Raw genomic sequence first — 15,662 nt, forward strand, 5'->3', positions numbered from 1 at the left:
ATTTCTCGGATAATGAAAATCAAGATTTAGGGGAGTAGCACATAGTTTATTCTATGGTTTTAGATCAACAACAAGTGACGAAATCACTGGTCTAATACGTTATTGCGAGACCTAAGTAGCAGTTTTTTTGCTGTTGCTTAGGTCTTTTTTTATAAGCTGTACCTGAAATCGTATTTATCATACTATGAAAGACGAGGGAGAGAAGTGACAACAAAGAAAAACATGAAAAAAATATCGGCAGCCGGACTTCTGGTTGCTATGGGGGTCGTTTATGGCGATATCGGTACTAGTCCGCTGTATGTAATGAAGGCTATCACCGAGGACAATGGTGGATTGGCTGGACTAAATCCGACATTCATTATCGGCGCTGTTTCTTTGATTTTCTGGACATTGACTTTACTGACGACCATCAAATATGTCGTAATTGCACTAAACGCCGATAACCACGGTGAAGGCGGGATCTTTTCGCTTTATACGCTTGTGAGAAAAGGCGGCAAATATTTGATTATCCCTGCAATGATCGGCGGCGCAGCGCTATTAGCAGATGGCATTTTAACACCTGCTGTGACAGTAACGACAGCGATTGAAGGGTTGCGAGGCGTTCCGCAGTTTTTTGAGCGTTTCGGTAATGATCAATCCATTATCGTATGGATTACGTTAGGTATTATTTTTGTGTTATTTATGGTTCAACGATTCGGAACAGATGTAGTCGGAAAAGCGTTTGGACCAGTCATGTTTTTGTGGTTTACTTTTTTAGGTTTAATGGGGCTTTTCAACTTTTCGCAAGACTGGACCGTGATTCGTGCGTTGAATCCTTATTACGCTATTCAGTTATTGATGAGTCCAGACAATAAACTTGGGTTGTTTATTTTAGGAAATGTTTTCTTGGCGACAACTGGAGCAGAAGCGTTGTATTCTGATTTGGGACATATCGGAAAATTGAATATTCGCGCAAGTTGGCCGTATGTGAAAATTTGTTTGGTGCTTAACTACTTTGGACAAGCTGCTTGGCTAATCAATAATTACCAAAATCCTGAATTGCAGCAAATCGAAAACTTGAATCCATTTTTCCAAATGCTTCCTGCAGGCTGGATGATCATTGGTGTTGTGTTTGCGACGGTCGCAGCGGTTATTGCTTCACAAGCATTGATTTCAGGTTCCTTTACCTTGGTATCTGAAGCAATCAAGTTGAAATTGATGCCGCGTTTGAATATCATTTATCCCGGAAGCAGTATTGGGCAAATGTACATTCCTGCAGTCAACTTTATTTTGTGGATTGCCTGTTCGCTAGTCGTGATTACTTTCCGCACCTCTCATCATATGGAAGCAGCATACGGACTTTCGATTACGGTAACTATGTTGATGACGACTGCATTACTGTACTTCTATTTGATCCAAAAAGGCCGCTCGCATTTCTTGGCTCATGTTGTGACTTTCTTTTTTGGTGCGATAGAGATTATTTTCTTCATTTCGAGCGTCGTGAAATTTTTCCACGGCGGATTTGTTGCAGTATTGATGGCGCTGATCATTTTGGGGATTATGCTGATTTGGGAAAGAGGAAACAAAATCAAAGAATCTGTAGCAGAAGAAGTACCTTTGAAAGAATATTTACCGCAATTGGCTGCTCTGCGAGAAGATACATCGCTGCCAATCTACCAAACCAACGTTGTTTTTTTGGTACCTAATCTGGAAAATGATGAAGTCGGGAAACAATTTATTTATTCGATTTTAGACAAACGGCCAAAACGAGCAAAAGTGTATTGGTTTGTTCATGTCGAAGTAACGGATGAACCTTATACAAAAGAATTCCAAGTCGATATGATGGATACGGATTTCGTGGTGCAAGTGAAACTGTTCTTAGGTTTTCGTATGGAGCAAGAGATCAATGTGTATGTACGCCAGATCATCCATGATTTGATGAAACAAGGACGTTTGCCGAAACAGCCGCAAAGATACTCCTTGACTCCTGGTCGTGAAGTGGGCGATTTCCAATTTATCGTGATCGACGAAGTGTTGTCAAACTTGACTGCTTTGAGCAAATGGGATCGCCAAATTATCCAAGCACGTTTAGCAATCAAACACTATGCCACCACACCTGAAAAATGGTTTGGCTTGGAATACAGTGAAGTCAAACATGAATCTGTACCGCTGATTATTGGAGAGACACGAAAAACAGCTCTTCAAGAAAGACGTGCATGATTGATTTTAAGGTAAATAAAAAAGAGAGAAAAACTATTTTTGACAAGTATGCTCCGCCAGCAAAACAGTTCTTCTGTTTCTTGTTGGAGGAGTACTCATTTTTTCCGCTCCATACCGTTTTTAAAAGAGCAGAAGCGAGCCGTATTAATTTAAGTCTTGTGCATTTTCTTTTATACTTTTAAGTAAAGAAGCGGTGGAGAAAGGGTGAGTAAAGTGATAATAAATTTTTTGATTTTGTTCTTGATGATCGCGGTCACTTCTTTTTTTGTTGCTAGTGAATTCGCGTTAGTAAAAATCAGACGTTCACGCTTAGAACAATTAGAAAAAGAAGGAAATAAAAATGCAGAACTGGCACTGCACGTCACACATCACTTAGATAATTATTTGTCAGCAACACAATTAGGGATCACACTTGCAGGGTTGATCATAGGTTGGGTCGGTGAAGGATCGGTTGCTGCGTTATTGGAGCCGTTGATAGGAAAATTACCTTTTAGCCAAGCAATCATTTCGACGATTTCTGTTGCACTTGGTTTTATTGTCGTCACGTATATCGATGTGGTGATCGGGGAACTTCTGCCTAAAAGTTTCAGTATCGTGAATACAGAAAAAGTAGTGCTTTTTGTTTCTAAACCGCTGCATTATTTTTATAAAATCATGTTTCCATTTATTTGGGTATTGAACCATTCTGCCGCAGCATTGGGGAGGCTCTTGGGTGTAAGATTGGTTTCGGAGGGAGAAGAAACATTGTCTCAAGAAGAGCTGACCTTAGTCGCAATGAATTCTTATCAAAAAGGCGAATTGACAAAAGAAGAATATCAATATATGGAAAATGTCTTCGAGTTTGATGATACCTTAGCAAAAGATATCCAAGTGGACCGGACATCGATGCAAGTATTTGAAGCAGAAGATACAGTGAAAGAAGCAATTCAAATTTCTTTGCAGCAGGGACACACAAGATATCCTGTGATTTTTGAGTCAAAAGATGTGATACTTGGTTATGTGACACTGCCAGATTTGATCAAGCAGTCTTTTAAAGATGACCAAGTAACAGTGGAAACACTGGTGGAACCGCCGATTTTTACTACAGAAAATATCCCGATCAAAAAGCTGTTGACTATCATGCGTAAAAAGGGCAATCATATCGCTATTTTGAAAGATGAATATGGCGGTACAAGCGGTCTTGTAACTATTGAGGATATTTTAGAAGAAATCGTTGGCGAGATCCGCGATGAGACAGATTTAGATGAAGCGTTGATCGCAAAACAAAATGACGGCAGTTTTATTTTGTCAGGAAAATTGACTTTGGACGATTTTCAGCGTTATTTCCATGTCACGATCGATGAATTTGAGCAATCTTCTTATGCAACTCTCGCTGGATTTATGACTGGTTACAAAAAGCCGATCGAGGTCGGCGCAGTAATCGAATTGGATGATTTCCGTTTTACGGTCCTGGTATATCAGCACGCGCACATCGATTATTTCAAAGTTGAAAAAATTGCAAAGAAATCAGAATAATTTTTGCTAGTTAGTTGCATTTTTGTTCATTCTCTATTAGAATAAACCCTCATCAAAGCAAGTTTTATAAACTGCTTATACTAGTTTAGTGAGAAACGAAGGCGAAAAAAGGAGGTTGGAAAAATGTTTGAAAGTTTTGATAGCGACCGCAGTCGATATGCTTCCGTAGGTGTTGTATCTAGTCTGCCAGGAGAATTGATCGATAGTATCTGGTTTATTATTGATCTGAATCTTAAAGGGGTGATTCCTTTAGATAATATCCTTGCATTTGATTTGTTCAATAATAACGGAAACGTAACAGTGCATTTTTCACAAGCAGGAAGCGAAGTCGAGATGGATATCGATTTGCCGTTTCGCTACTCCAGTCAATTTCCTGCGCAAGTTTATGCGTATGATGACGGAAAACGGGAAACGATTCTCTTACCTCATGAGATTCGCCAACGTTAGGATTGCACTTTGATTGATCAGAGAGTCTAATTTTAAGATTCTTTGATCTTTTCTATTTTTTAACTAGTATTTTTGATAAAAACCTCTATACTACTAATGAATAATACAGAAAAGAGGAGTTTTAACATGCGCGATTTAACAAAAGGGAGCCCAGCTAAACTGATTTTTCTGTTTACGATCCCTCTGCTGATCGGAAATATTTTTCAGCAGTTCTATAACATGGTGGATATGATCATTGTTGGACAAACGTTAGGTAAAAATGCGCTCGCTGCTGTCGGCTCAACTGGGAGTCTGACCTTTTTGATTATTGGTTTTGCTCAAGGTTTTACTTCAGGTCTTTCGATCATCACAGCCCAAAAGTTTGGGGCTCAGGATTTTCGCGGGATAAAAAGAAGTTTTGCACTCAGTATCTTGCTTAGTTTGATCGTAACGGTTGTTTTGACCGTTCTTAGTTTGATTTTTATTCGTCCGATGCTGATGTTGATGCAGACGCCAGCTGAGATCCTTGACCAAGCACAAACATTCATCTCAATCATTCTGATGGGTATTTTTGCGTCAATGGGCTTCAACTTGTTGTCAAATGTGATTCGAGCACTCGGTGACAGCCGAACACCTTTGTTCTTTTTGATTATCGCAGTTGTCATCAATGTCGTGCTGGACTTGGTCTTCATCCTTCAATTTGGAATGGGTGTAGAAGGAGCCGCTATTGCTACCGTTATCGCGCAAGTTGCCTCTAGTGTATTTTGTATCATCTATATCAAGAAAAAGATTCCTTTGCTCCAGCTTCGTAAAAAAGATTTTATCTGGGACAAAGAACATGTACGCGAACACTTGAATATTGCGCTTCCTATGGCATTCCAAGCTTCGATCATTGCGATCGGTGCGATTATTTTACAATCAGCATTGAACAGTTTAGGAACAGACGTTGTAGCAGCTCAAGCAGCAGCCGGCAGAATCGATCAGTTTGCAAATCAGCCGATGATGTCTTTTGGTATCACGATGGCTACTTTCACAGCTCAAAATTACGGGGCCAAAGAATACGGACGTATCCTGAAAGGGGTCAAACAATGTCTGCTGATGAGTGGTGCATTTAGTCTGGCTGCAGGAGCAATCGTTATTTTCTTTGGGAAAAATCTTATCCAATTGTTTGTTGATAAAGGCGAGACAGAGGTTTTTGATTTAGCACAGATCTATTTCAACATCAATGGTTCCCTTTACTGGGTCTTAGCAATCTTGTTTATTTTACGCTATACGCTTCAAGGACTAGGGCAAAGCAAGGTCCCAACGATTGCTGGGATCATGGAATTGATCATGCGTTCTTTTGCTGCGATCATTTTGACTGCCATGTGGGGCTATCCAGGTGCAGCAAGTGCTTCGCCATTGGCATGGGCTGGTTCAGTTGCCGTATTGCTTTACTCTTACTTCCGAGCAATCAAACATCTGCATGAGCTGGATGACGAACAGCGCTTGGAAGCGAGCAGAACGTAAATAAAAAAGGAAATAAGAACAGAAAAAACACCGCCAAATAACAATTTGGCGGTGTTTGCTTTTTGCATTCTTGGAACAGACGATTATTCTTTTGCTTCGCCGATCACTTCTGGTTCGCTTTCTTCTTGCGTGTCTGCTTCAGGTTCAGTTTGTGCTTCCACAACTGCAGCGATTTGTTCTTCGCCATCAGTAACGAATGTGTAATCGTCATTTTTTGGCAAATCAGCAACAGTGATCGAATCACCAAGATTCAAGTCTGTGACATCGACTTCAATACGTTCTGGTAATTTGTCCGGTGTTGCAGAAACAATAACTGTGTACAAGTTTTGTGCCAAAACACCACCTGCACGAACGCCTGCTGCATCACCAACAAGTGTGACTTCTGTTTCTACTTCAGCGTCTTCACGCATATTTACAGAAAGAAGTTCAACGTGTTCGAAGCGATTTGTAAATGTGTTTGTTTGGATTTTATGAACCAATGTGTTGACTTTTTTTCCATCGATGTCCATCGTGATAACAGCGTTTGCGCCATTGTCTCGCAACAATTTGCTGAATACTTTTTCACTGAAAAAAATCGGTGTACTTTCGATTTCATAACCGTAAACGATTGCTGGGACTTTACCTTCGTGACGCAATTTGTTTCTTAATGAACGTGGACGTACTTCTCTTTTGCTTACTTCTAATGATACTGACATAACCTGAATTCCTCCTTAAAAGTTGACTGTCTGTCCAGGAACAGATCAGTTTTATTTAAGTGAATTTTCCGGCTAATCTCCTGCACATTATAGGTAGGGACGAAAAACGCCAAAAAGACAGATGCATACACATCTATCCCCAGAAAGTCATGATTCAACTTTTCTCCACCAGGTCATTACGCTGTGTATGAGAAACCTTGTTTACTTGCTTATGCAAAATAAACATTCACTTAGTTTGCCGCTTCATCATTATGAAGGACATAATTCTATGGTAGACTCCTTCAAAAGATATTTCAAGTAATAGGCCTTATAAAATGAAATCGTTTTTTTGATTTTGCGAAAAAAGAGGCGAGATTTTGAGATGTTAGAAAGAAATCTGTCAGGTTATCCAGAAAATCTTTTTTTGCAAAACGCTTTTTTCCAGTTATAATACTTGGAGAAAGGATAAGATGATGCGAATAGATAAATTGATTGAGACCGAGTTGCAAACGACCAGAAAAGAAATGAAGCGGCTGTTTTTAGCCAAAAAAGTCAAAATCGATGGAAAAGTCGAACTGAACGGCAGTCGAAATGTCGATAGTCTTATTCATCGGATCGAAGTAGATGGAATGTATTTAAAAACAAATGAAAGTTACTTTTTGCTCCATAAACCAAAAGGCTCAGTCACCGCAGTAAAAGATCAGCATCGTGCAACAGTCATTGATCTTTTTGCTTCTGCTGACAAGCGACCAGATTTATACCCTGTAGGCAGATTGGACCGTGATACTTCTGGTCTGCTTTTGATTACTTCAAATGGGCAATTAGGCTATGAATTATTACATCCAGAGAAAAAAGTGGCGAAAACGTACCAAGTTACGGTAAACAGCGGCTTAAACCAAGAAGATGTCGCGGCATTTAAAAAAGGGATCACTTTTTTAGATGGTACGATCTGTCAGCCAGCTGAATTACAGATATTAGAAGCAAACCCAAATGAAAGTACCGCATTCGTAACGATCTGGGAAGGAAAATTCCATCAAGTGAAAAAGATGTTTTTGGCTCGCGGAGCAAAAGTCACTTCTTTAGAAAGAAAAACGATGGGGCCTCTGAAACTAGACTCGAAACTGATTCCTGGGCAGTATCGATCACTGACACTTGATGAATTAAAAAAACTCAAAGAATATTTTAAATAAGAAAAGAGGAACATACATGAGATACAAAACATTGTTATTTGATGTAGATGATACATTGCTTGATTTTCAAATGACTGAAGCCAAAGCACTAAATGCTCTTTTTGCTGAACAAGGAATCAATTTGACCCCTGAAGTAAAAACAAGTTATAAAGCATTGAACCACCATTTATGGCAAGAATACGAACAAGGAAGAATGAGCCGTGAAGAAGTGACTGGCAGCCGTTTTGGTCTATTATTCCAGCAATTCGGTAAGACTGTTGATGGACCAGAAATGGAAAAACGCTACCGTCATTATTTGAATCAAGGACACGATTTGATTGAGGGAAGCAAGGAATTGATTGAATCATTAGCAGACCAAGCGGATTTGTATATCGTGACAAATGGCGTTTCTGAAACACAATATCAACGTTTGACAGATTCGGGAATGCTTCCTTATTTCAAAAATATCTTCGTATCCGAAGACACAGGTTTCCAAAAACCAATGCCTGAATTCTTTGATTTTGTTTTTGAGCGGATTCCTGATTTGGAAAAAGAAAAAACAGTAATCATTGGTGATTCCTTGACTTCAGATATCAAGGGCGGCATCTTATCAGGGATCGATACGATTTGGTATAACAGAAACAAACTTCCTGAGATGGCAGATATCCAGCCAACTTACAGAATCGACAGTTTGGAAGAATTGCCCGCTCTTTTAAATTAAAACACTGTTTTGCGGGTCTTGGACAGCAGTTGAAATAAGTTCGTTTTTATTTTTGTTATTTATTGAAAAAGGGGAAAATCTTTCTGGAAGACCTCATCTTTGAAAAATGTAAGCATGTTCTCAGAACTATTTTCAGAAAAACGTAGCATTTTACCTATTTTTCGCTATAATAGATAAGAATGAAAAAAAGGATATGAAAGAGGTTTTAGTCAATGACGAAAAGCAAGCCAATTATCATTGGTGTGACGGGTGGTTCAGGAAGCGGGAAAACAAGTGTTAGCCGTGCGATTTTTAATAACTTTCCAGATCACTCCATCATGATGCTTGAACAAGATTCTTATTATAAAGATCAAAGCCACCTAAGCTTTGAAGAACGTTTGCATACAAATTACGATCATCCCTTTGCTTTTGATAATGAGCTGCTGATTGAGCATGTTGAAAAGCTCCTTACTTATGAAGCCATTGAAAAACCAGTCTATGACTATGTTGCGCATACAAGAAGCCAAGCAACTATCGTCCAAGAACCAAAAGAAGTAATTATTTTAGAAGGTATCTTGATTTTAGACGACCAAAAATTACGCGATTTGATGGATATCAAAGTCTATGTCGATACAGATGATGACATTCGTATTATCCGCCGTATCAAACGTGATATGGAAGAACGCGGACGTACACTAGACTCTGTGATCGAACAATATTTGACAGTCGTCAAACCAATGTACCATCAATTTATCGAGCCTACGAAACGTTACGCAGATATCATTGTTCCAGAAGGCGGCGAAAACCATGTTGCGATCGATCTTATCACAACAAAAGTGGCAAGTTTTTTGGATCATAAATAATAGTTATTGAATGAAATAGTTTACGCATTGTCTTTGCTCGTTCAGTGTAAGTCAGCTTTTGCTGCTTTACGCTGGACGAGCTTATTGCCGAGCGGAGATTTTTTCTATTCATCTTTGGCAAGCTGCTAGTTATCAAGCTTTAGTCTTGTTAAAGCTGGCGAATTGCTGCTTTTTCTTTTTGTAAGGGATTGCTGATATAGCGCGATGCGAGTCTAAAGGCTTGCGGAAGTTGGAAGTACCGTTATACTAAAAGAAATTATTTTGAAATTGGAGAACGATTATGGGAAAAAATTTGCCTGTGGCGCGAACACTTATACAGATTCTGCCGATCATCGGTTTGCTGCTGTTTTTCACGTTAGCTATTTATGCATATCATGTAGGTATTTTCAGCTCAACAGAATCTCTGCAAGCTTTTATTAAACAATTTGGCGAGTATGCTGTTGTTATTTTTATACTTTTACAAATCGTTCAGGTCATTGTTCCTATTTTGCCCGGCGGTATTTCTTCGGTCGTTGGTTTGATGATGTTCGGCGTTGGCTATGGCTTGCTGTACAGCTGTATCGGCTTGATTATCGGATCGGCTCTGGGCTTTTGCTTGGTCCGTTATTATGGTGTAGGGTTCGTACATATGATACTTTCACCGAAAAAGTTCCAGAAATTTGATCAGATATTGACTGAGCGTACGCAAAATATCAAAAAACTGCTTATCTGGACATTGCTGCTTCCTTTTGCTCCAGATGACATTGTTTGTTTGGTGGCCGGATTAACTAAATTATCATTTAAAGAATTCATGCAAGTTATTATTTTGCTCAAACCGTGGTCAGTGGGCGCATACAGCTTGCTGATGCTGTTTTTATTCAATAAAGTGCAAGGACTCTGAGTTTAAAGGAGAAGAAATATGTCATTAGAGATAAACTATGTGGATCGCCCAGAGATGTTCAAGGAACTGATGCCTGTGATCAAAGAAGTCTGGGAAGAAGCATTTACACCGATTATTGGAGCAGATCAAGTCAAATATATGCTGGAGACCTATCAGTCCGAAACGCAGATACGGGAAGAAGCGGAATCCGGAGTGAAGTATTTTTTACTAGCAGATAATGGGGAGATCGTTGGTTATACAGCTTATGAATTGTTGGAAGATGCTGTTTATTTGAGCAAGTTGTATTTACTGAAAAAAACACGTGGAAAAGGACATACTTCTGCAATTTTTTCCTGGTACGAAAATGTGGCAAAAAAAGCCGGAAAACCAGCTATCTGTCTTCGTGTGAATCAAAAAAACCAGCAAGCTATCGATGTTTACCAGCATAAAGGTTTTGTGATCGAAAAAGAGTTGATCTCTGATATTGGTCAAGGATATGTCATGGATGACTATTGGATGAAAAAAACTCTCGCATAATCTTGTCGAATGTGTTAAAGTTAACGACATGCGACGGGTCGAGAAGGCCTCTATTTGATAGAGCGCCTAATTGATTTTGGAGGCACAAAGATCATTGATCGCCTGCCGGATTGCAGGGTGTCGGGTAAAACTTTTGTGGAGAAGGGTTTATCTGCTTGATTTATCAAGTACCAACAGAAGAAGCGAGCAGGGATTTGTTTTTCAAATCTCTGCTCGCTTTTTTGTATTTTGCCTAGGACATTCCAGATTGGTTTCTTTTTCTTTTAATGATACACTTGTTTTAAAAGAATAAATAAAGAACAAAGACTCACTAAGGGGCTTTTTAATATGTTAGAAAAAATAAAAAGTTTTGGTCGCTGCTTTACCAAAACAACACCGTTTATTTTAAGTAATACGGTCATAATGATTCCTTATATCGTTTTTTTAGGGCTCAGTGATGGTTTTCAATGGGAACGAATCATGCCTTTTGTGTTATTTTATACTTTTCGGATGACAGGGATCTTCTTGATCCGAGGATTGAATGCAGGTTTAGATAGTTTTACGTTATTGATGATTTCCCTGCTGCTTGGCGGCGCAGGTTCTTTGATTGGTGTGTTCGGATTGGTCTACTTTCCTTTATACATTCTTTCAAGTATTTTGATGGGATTGAGTGCTTCATGGCTGACGCCAGCAAATATAACGGTCATTTATCATGAAAAGAAACAAAACTTTTCTGTCATGCGGCCGACATCTTATATTTATGCGTCTGTTTTACTGTTGTTTTTGCTATGGACGATCCGCGTGCCGGCACCGCTGCAATCAACAGCAGTTTTTGCTTTATACACCTTGTTTTATGTAATGGCTTATCATACCGTGAGCCATTATCCAAATTACGAACTAGATTTTAAAGATGTTAAAAAAAATCTGATTTCCGTGAAAGAATTACTGTGGTTTGGCAGTTTTTTCTTACTGTTGTTTTTATTGCGAAGCAGCCAGCTGCTTCTTGATAAGGAACGTTTTGATTTTGCAGTTTTGAGTTTTGCCGTGCTGCTCGTATTGGTTTTCAGTTTGCTGAAACGGATAAAGGAAAGCTGGCATCTTCCGCTGTGGATGAACTTGTTCAATTTTATGAATGGGATGTTCGGCAATTTCCTGATTTTATTCGGCACGTTATATGTAAGTGTTGTTCATGGAAAAGAGACTCTTGCTTGGCTGCTGTATTTCCCTTACATTGCTGGGATGGTCGCCGCGATGATCTTTGGCCCCGCTATTCTTGGGGAACGTTCAGAAAAACAATTATTGCCGTTTTTATTACTTAGTTTTTCTGGCGGATTACTGATTTCTGGTATGCCATATGGTTTCAGTATTGGTATTTTTATTTTGAGCTTCATTCGAGGGACAGCTTCAAGTTGGTTGAACCAAGTCTATTATGATGAAGAAGCGATACCTGCTGACCAGCGAATACTTGCAAAATTTGCGACACAAAATAAAGGAAGCTTGACCCATCAGTTTGGGTTGATGCTGATTTTAACTGCAGTGACCCTATTTTCGGGCAAACCGATTCAAGAACTGCTGCGTATCACAGGAAGACATTCCGTAACAGAAGCAGGCATCCAATTACTTGAGATGACTAAGTGGATCAATATAGGAATGTTATTGTTAGGATTGCTTGGCATTTATTATCTATGGAGAAAAACGGCGAAGAATGATGAAGATATTCATTGATGGAGATGGTTCTCCAGTAAAAGAAGATGCAATTTCGATTGCAAAGAAAAACCAGTTAGACGTAGTGATCGTGACAAGTGTGGATCACTATACTTCAAAAGAATACCCTGAAAATGTTTCTTTTGTATATGTAGATAAAGGGACAGACAGCGCAGATTATAAAATCGTAGCACTGATTCGAGCAGGCGATTTATTAGTGACTCAAGATTATGGTCTTGCTTCACTGGTGCTTCCAAAAGGGGTTCGGGTACTGCACCAAACAGGGAAAGAATTCAACGCTGAAAATATCGATGTATTGTTAGAGCAAAGATATCATAGCGGCAAACTAAGAAAAGCTGGAATCAGAAGCAAAGGACCGAAGCCGTTTACGAATAAGGAACATGAAGCATTTCAAGAAACACTTCAAAGAGTCATTTCGCAAGAAACAGCTTCGCAATGATTGTTTTCGCAGAATCCAAGACAAAATCAAAACATTTAATTCTTGATTTTGGAAAAACAGTTCCTCAAGACGAGCATTCTCAAGCTATACTGGAAGCAGGGGAAGCAAGAAAGCGCCACTACAAATAAATAAACAGGCAAGCAGCTGCCAGTACTTTCTGGAATGGTACTAGCGGCTGTTTTTCTGCAAGAGAAAAAACAAAAAAATATCAGCAGCTTCTTACAACATAAAATCAAGATCAGGAATTTTTTTAAAAGAAAGATGTTCGCAGGTTTTCATTTTATGCTAAAATATGGAAGTAAATCGTTGAAATGATTTAGAATACAGGAGGAGAATCTTTTGAAGATTACTTTACTATATGGCGGGCGCAGCGCGGAACACGATGTATCGATCTTGTCCACGTTTTCTGTTTTGAACGCCATCTATTACACATATTACCAAGTTCAGCTTGTATATATCAGCAGAAAAGGCCAATGGGTCAAAGGTCCATTGCTGACAGAGGCACCAGAAAGTGATGAAGTCCTTCGTTTGACATGGGATGAAAGCGGTCAAAGCACAGAAGGTTTTACCGGAAAATTGATCAATCCAGGAGAAATCAAAGAAGAAGGAACCATTGTCTTTCCAGTATTACATGGACCAAATGGTGAAGATGGAACGATCCAAGGGTTTTTAGAAACGTTGAATATGCCTTATGTAGGTGCGGGTGTTTTGACAAGTGCGTCTGCAATGGACAAAATCATGACAAAATATATCTTGCAAGCAGCAGGTGTACCGCAAGTTCCTTATGTGCCCGTATTGAAAAACCAATGGAAAGAAAATCCTAAAAAGATTTTTGACCAATGTGAAGGCTCTCTGCTTTATCCAATGTTCGTTAAACCAGCGAATATGGGCTCAAGTGTGGGGATTTCTAAAGCGGAAAATCGCGAAGAATTGCAAAATGCACTTGCAACAGCGTACAAATATGATTCAAGAGCAATTGTTGAACAAGGAATCGAAGCACGAGAAATCGAAGTTGCTGTTTTAGGAAATGAAGATGTACGTACGACATTGCCAGGAGAAGTAGTGAAAGACGTTGCGTTTTATGACTATGAAGCAAAATATATCGACAACAAGATCCAAATGCAGATCCCAGCAGAAGTGCCGGAAGAAGTCCATCAAAAAGCACAGGAGTATGCAAAATTAGCTTACACAATGCTTGGCGGCAGCGGATTAAGCCGTTGCGATTTCTTCTTAACAAACAAAAACGAATTATTCTTAAATGAATTGAACACGATGCCCGGTTTCACTGAGTTCAGCATGTATCCATTGCTATGGGAAAATATGGGCTTGAAATATGGCGATTTGATCGAAGAATTGATCCAATTAGGTATGAACCGTTTTGAAGAGCGTCAAGAATTTTTTGAGGCAAATGAATAAAACCGATTCAGCACGAATAGAAAAGTGAAAAGAAAGCTGTGATAAAGCAAATTTGCGACTATCGCAGCTTTTTCTTCACTTATGAAACCGGAAAAAATGTCTTTCTTTGATAGATGTGCTTTTTTCCGAAACTTTTCAGCAAGGAGTGAAGAAAATGAAACGAACAATCCAGCAAATCGCAGAAGCTGTTGGCCAGAAAAATGAAAGCAGCAAGCTAGTTACCCAAGTCGAATTTGACAGCCGAAAAATCACAGAGGGAAGCTTATTTATTCCTTTGGCTGGTGAAAGAGATGGCCATGAATTTATTCAGCAAGCGATTGATAACGGCGCTGTTGCTGCTTTTTGGAGTTGGGATATTGAAAAAGCACCAGAATCAATCGAGATCATCCCAGTCGAAAATACTTTAGAAGCGATGCAGCAATTGGCAAAAGCTTATCTAAAAGATGTAGGAGCTGATGTAGTCGGTGTAACGGGAAGTAACGGGAAAACAACGACAAAAGATTTAACTGCTTCTGTCCTTGCGCAAAAATTCCGTACGTATAAAACACAAGGGAACTACAACAATGATATCGGTATGCCTTATACGATCCTTCATATGCCGGAAGACACCGAAAAAATCGTGTTGGAAATGGGGATGGATCATGCCGGAGAAATCACTGTTCTTTCTTCTTTAGCTGAACCAAAAGCTGCAGCGATCACAATGATTGGCGAAGCTCATATTGAAAACCTTGGTTCGAGAGAAGGAATCGCAAAAGCAAAAATGGAGATCGCAGATGGTTTGTTAGAAGATGGACTGCTTCTTATTCCTGAAGAAGAACCGCTATTGCGTCCGTTGATTGCTCCGTTGAACCAAGAAATCAAAACGTTTGGTATCAAAACAGGAGATATTGCTGGAGAAATCCTTTCTGAAGAAAAAGAAGAAACAAGCTTTAACATTGAAGGCCAAACGTTTACGATTCCGATGCCAGGAAGTTACAATGTCACAAACGCACTGATTGCGTATGCGCTAGGGAAACATTTTGGCGTATCAGACGAAGAGATCCGTCATGGACTTGCTTCTGTTTCTATTACACAAAACCGTACACAATGGCTTTCAGCTGGAAATGGCGCATCGATTCTTAGTGATGTGTACAATGCGAATCCAACAGCTATGGGACTAGTATTAGATACATTCAAAAAATTACCAACAAATGGCAAGCGAATCGCTGTTTTAGCTGACATGCTGGAATTAGGACCAGATTCCTCTGAGATGCACGCGAAAATGAGTGAACATTTAGATGCTGAGCATTATCAAGCAGTCTTCTTGTATGGTCCGCAAATGGCTGCACTGGAAAAAGCAATTCAGAAACAGCATCCAGAGTTAGCTGTCCATTATTTTGAAGACAATAAAAACGCCTTGATCAATGAATTGAAAAATTATGTCCAGCCTGATGACAGTATTGTACTGAAAGGCAGCAATGGCATGGGATTGATCGAAGTAGTCGACGCTTTAGTGAACATGAAATAATCCAATATCAGAATTTGAACAATTAGCGAGACCTCTTCTAGTTAGCGAGCTGCAAGCTTTAGCAAGCAACAAAGAAGAGGCCGTTTTTGACGAAAGATTTTTTGCAATTTTTTATGAAACGAAAAGTGGAAACTTGCAGAAAGTT

At 39.4% G+C, this 15,662-nt stretch carries 14 protein-coding genes; 13 read left to right on the forward strand and 1 reads right to left on the reverse strand.

Going from position 1 to position 15,662, the window contains the following annotated elements:
* Positions 1–222: 222 nt before the first annotated feature.
* From IGI64_RS00885 to IGI64_RS00900, 4 genes are all read left to right on the forward strand, one after another.
* Complete coding sequence (locus IGI64_RS00885; RefSeq protein WP_430596484.1) at positions 223–2,199, forward strand: KUP/HAK/KT family potassium transporter; 1,977 nt, start codon at positions 223–225, stop codon at positions 2,197–2,199.
* 213 nt (positions 2,200–2,412) lie between these two features.
* Positions 2,413–3,714, forward strand: coding sequence for a hemolysin family protein (locus tag IGI64_RS00890; protein WP_430596485.1), 1,302 nt, complete (start codon positions 2,413–2,415; stop codon positions 3,712–3,714).
* A 123-nt stretch (positions 3,715–3,837) separates the two neighbouring features.
* Complete coding sequence (locus IGI64_RS00895) at positions 3,838–4,161, forward strand: DUF960 domain-containing protein (protein ID WP_016623734.1); 324 nt, start codon at positions 3,838–3,840, stop codon at positions 4,159–4,161.
* A gap of 126 nt (positions 4,162–4,287) precedes the next feature.
* Positions 4,288–5,649, forward strand: coding sequence for an MATE family efflux transporter (locus tag IGI64_RS00900; RefSeq protein ID WP_034861695.1), 1,362 nt, complete (start codon positions 4,288–4,290; stop codon positions 5,647–5,649).
* An 83-nt stretch (positions 5,650–5,732) separates the two neighbouring features.
* Here IGI64_RS00900 and IGI64_RS00905 read toward each other — a convergent pair whose 3' ends face one another.
* A complete protein-coding gene (locus tag IGI64_RS00905; RefSeq protein WP_429939177.1) occupies positions 5,733–6,344 on the reverse strand; it encodes a 50S ribosomal protein L25/general stress protein Ctc in 612 nt (203 codons plus the stop codon).
* A 452-nt stretch (positions 6,345–6,796) separates the two neighbouring features.
* On the opposite strand from IGI64_RS00905, the gene IGI64_RS00910 reads away from it, so the two are divergent.
* The 9 genes from IGI64_RS00910 to IGI64_RS00950 all read left to right on the forward strand — a co-directional run bounded on the left by IGI64_RS00910 (position 6,797) and on the right by IGI64_RS00950 (position 15,517).
* Complete coding sequence (locus IGI64_RS00910) at positions 6,797–7,513, forward strand: 16S rRNA pseudouridine(516) synthase (RefSeq protein WP_429940734.1); 717 nt, start codon at positions 6,797–6,799, stop codon at positions 7,511–7,513.
* A gap of 16 nt (positions 7,514–7,529) precedes the next feature.
* On the forward strand, positions 7,530–8,213 hold the full coding sequence (locus IGI64_RS00915) for a YjjG family noncanonical pyrimidine nucleotidase (RefSeq protein ID WP_429939178.1): 684 nt from the start codon (positions 7,530–7,532) through the stop codon (positions 8,211–8,213).
* 212 nt (positions 8,214–8,425) lie between these two features.
* Positions 8,426–9,055, forward strand: a complete 630-nt coding sequence (gene udk / locus IGI64_RS00920) for a uridine kinase (protein ID WP_016623729.1) — start codon at positions 8,426–8,428, stop codon at positions 9,053–9,055.
* A gap of 280 nt (positions 9,056–9,335) precedes the next feature.
* The gene (locus IGI64_RS00925; protein WP_016623727.1) at positions 9,336–9,935 is read left to right on the forward strand and encodes a TVP38/TMEM64 family protein; all 600 of its coding nucleotides are present in this window, start codon (positions 9,336–9,338) and stop codon (positions 9,933–9,935) included.
* An 18-nt stretch (positions 9,936–9,953) separates the two neighbouring features.
* Complete coding sequence (locus tag IGI64_RS00930; RefSeq protein WP_429939179.1) at positions 9,954–10,451, forward strand: GNAT family N-acetyltransferase; 498 nt, start codon at positions 9,954–9,956, stop codon at positions 10,449–10,451.
* 327 nt (positions 10,452–10,778) lie between these two features.
* A complete protein-coding gene (locus IGI64_RS00935) occupies positions 10,779–12,155 on the forward strand; it encodes a hypothetical protein (protein ID WP_429939180.1) in 1,377 nt (458 codons plus the stop codon).
* On the forward strand, positions 12,139–12,594 hold the full coding sequence (locus IGI64_RS00940; RefSeq protein WP_429939181.1) for a YaiI/YqxD family protein: 456 nt from the start codon (positions 12,139–12,141) through the stop codon (positions 12,592–12,594). Before IGI64_RS00935 ends, IGI64_RS00940 begins: the two co-directional genes overlap by 17 nt.
* 339 nt (positions 12,595–12,933) lie before the next feature.
* Entirely contained in the window at positions 12,934–14,010 is a 1,077-nt protein-coding gene (locus IGI64_RS00945) for a D-alanine--D-alanine ligase (protein ID WP_016623720.1), read from the forward strand.
* A 154-nt stretch (positions 14,011–14,164) separates the two neighbouring features.
* Positions 14,165–15,517 (forward strand): UDP-N-acetylmuramoyl-tripeptide--D-alanyl-D-alanine ligase, encoded by a 1,353-nt coding sequence (locus IGI64_RS00950; RefSeq protein ID WP_429939182.1) that lies wholly within the window; start codon positions 14,165–14,167, stop codon positions 15,515–15,517.
* Positions 15,518–15,662 lie beyond the last annotated feature (145 nt).

The sequence above is a fragment of the Enterococcus sp. DIV0210g genome (genome assembly GCF_050559705.1).
Lineage (GTDB): Bacteria > Bacillota > Bacilli > Lactobacillales > Enterococcaceae > Enterococcus_B > Enterococcus_B faecalis_A.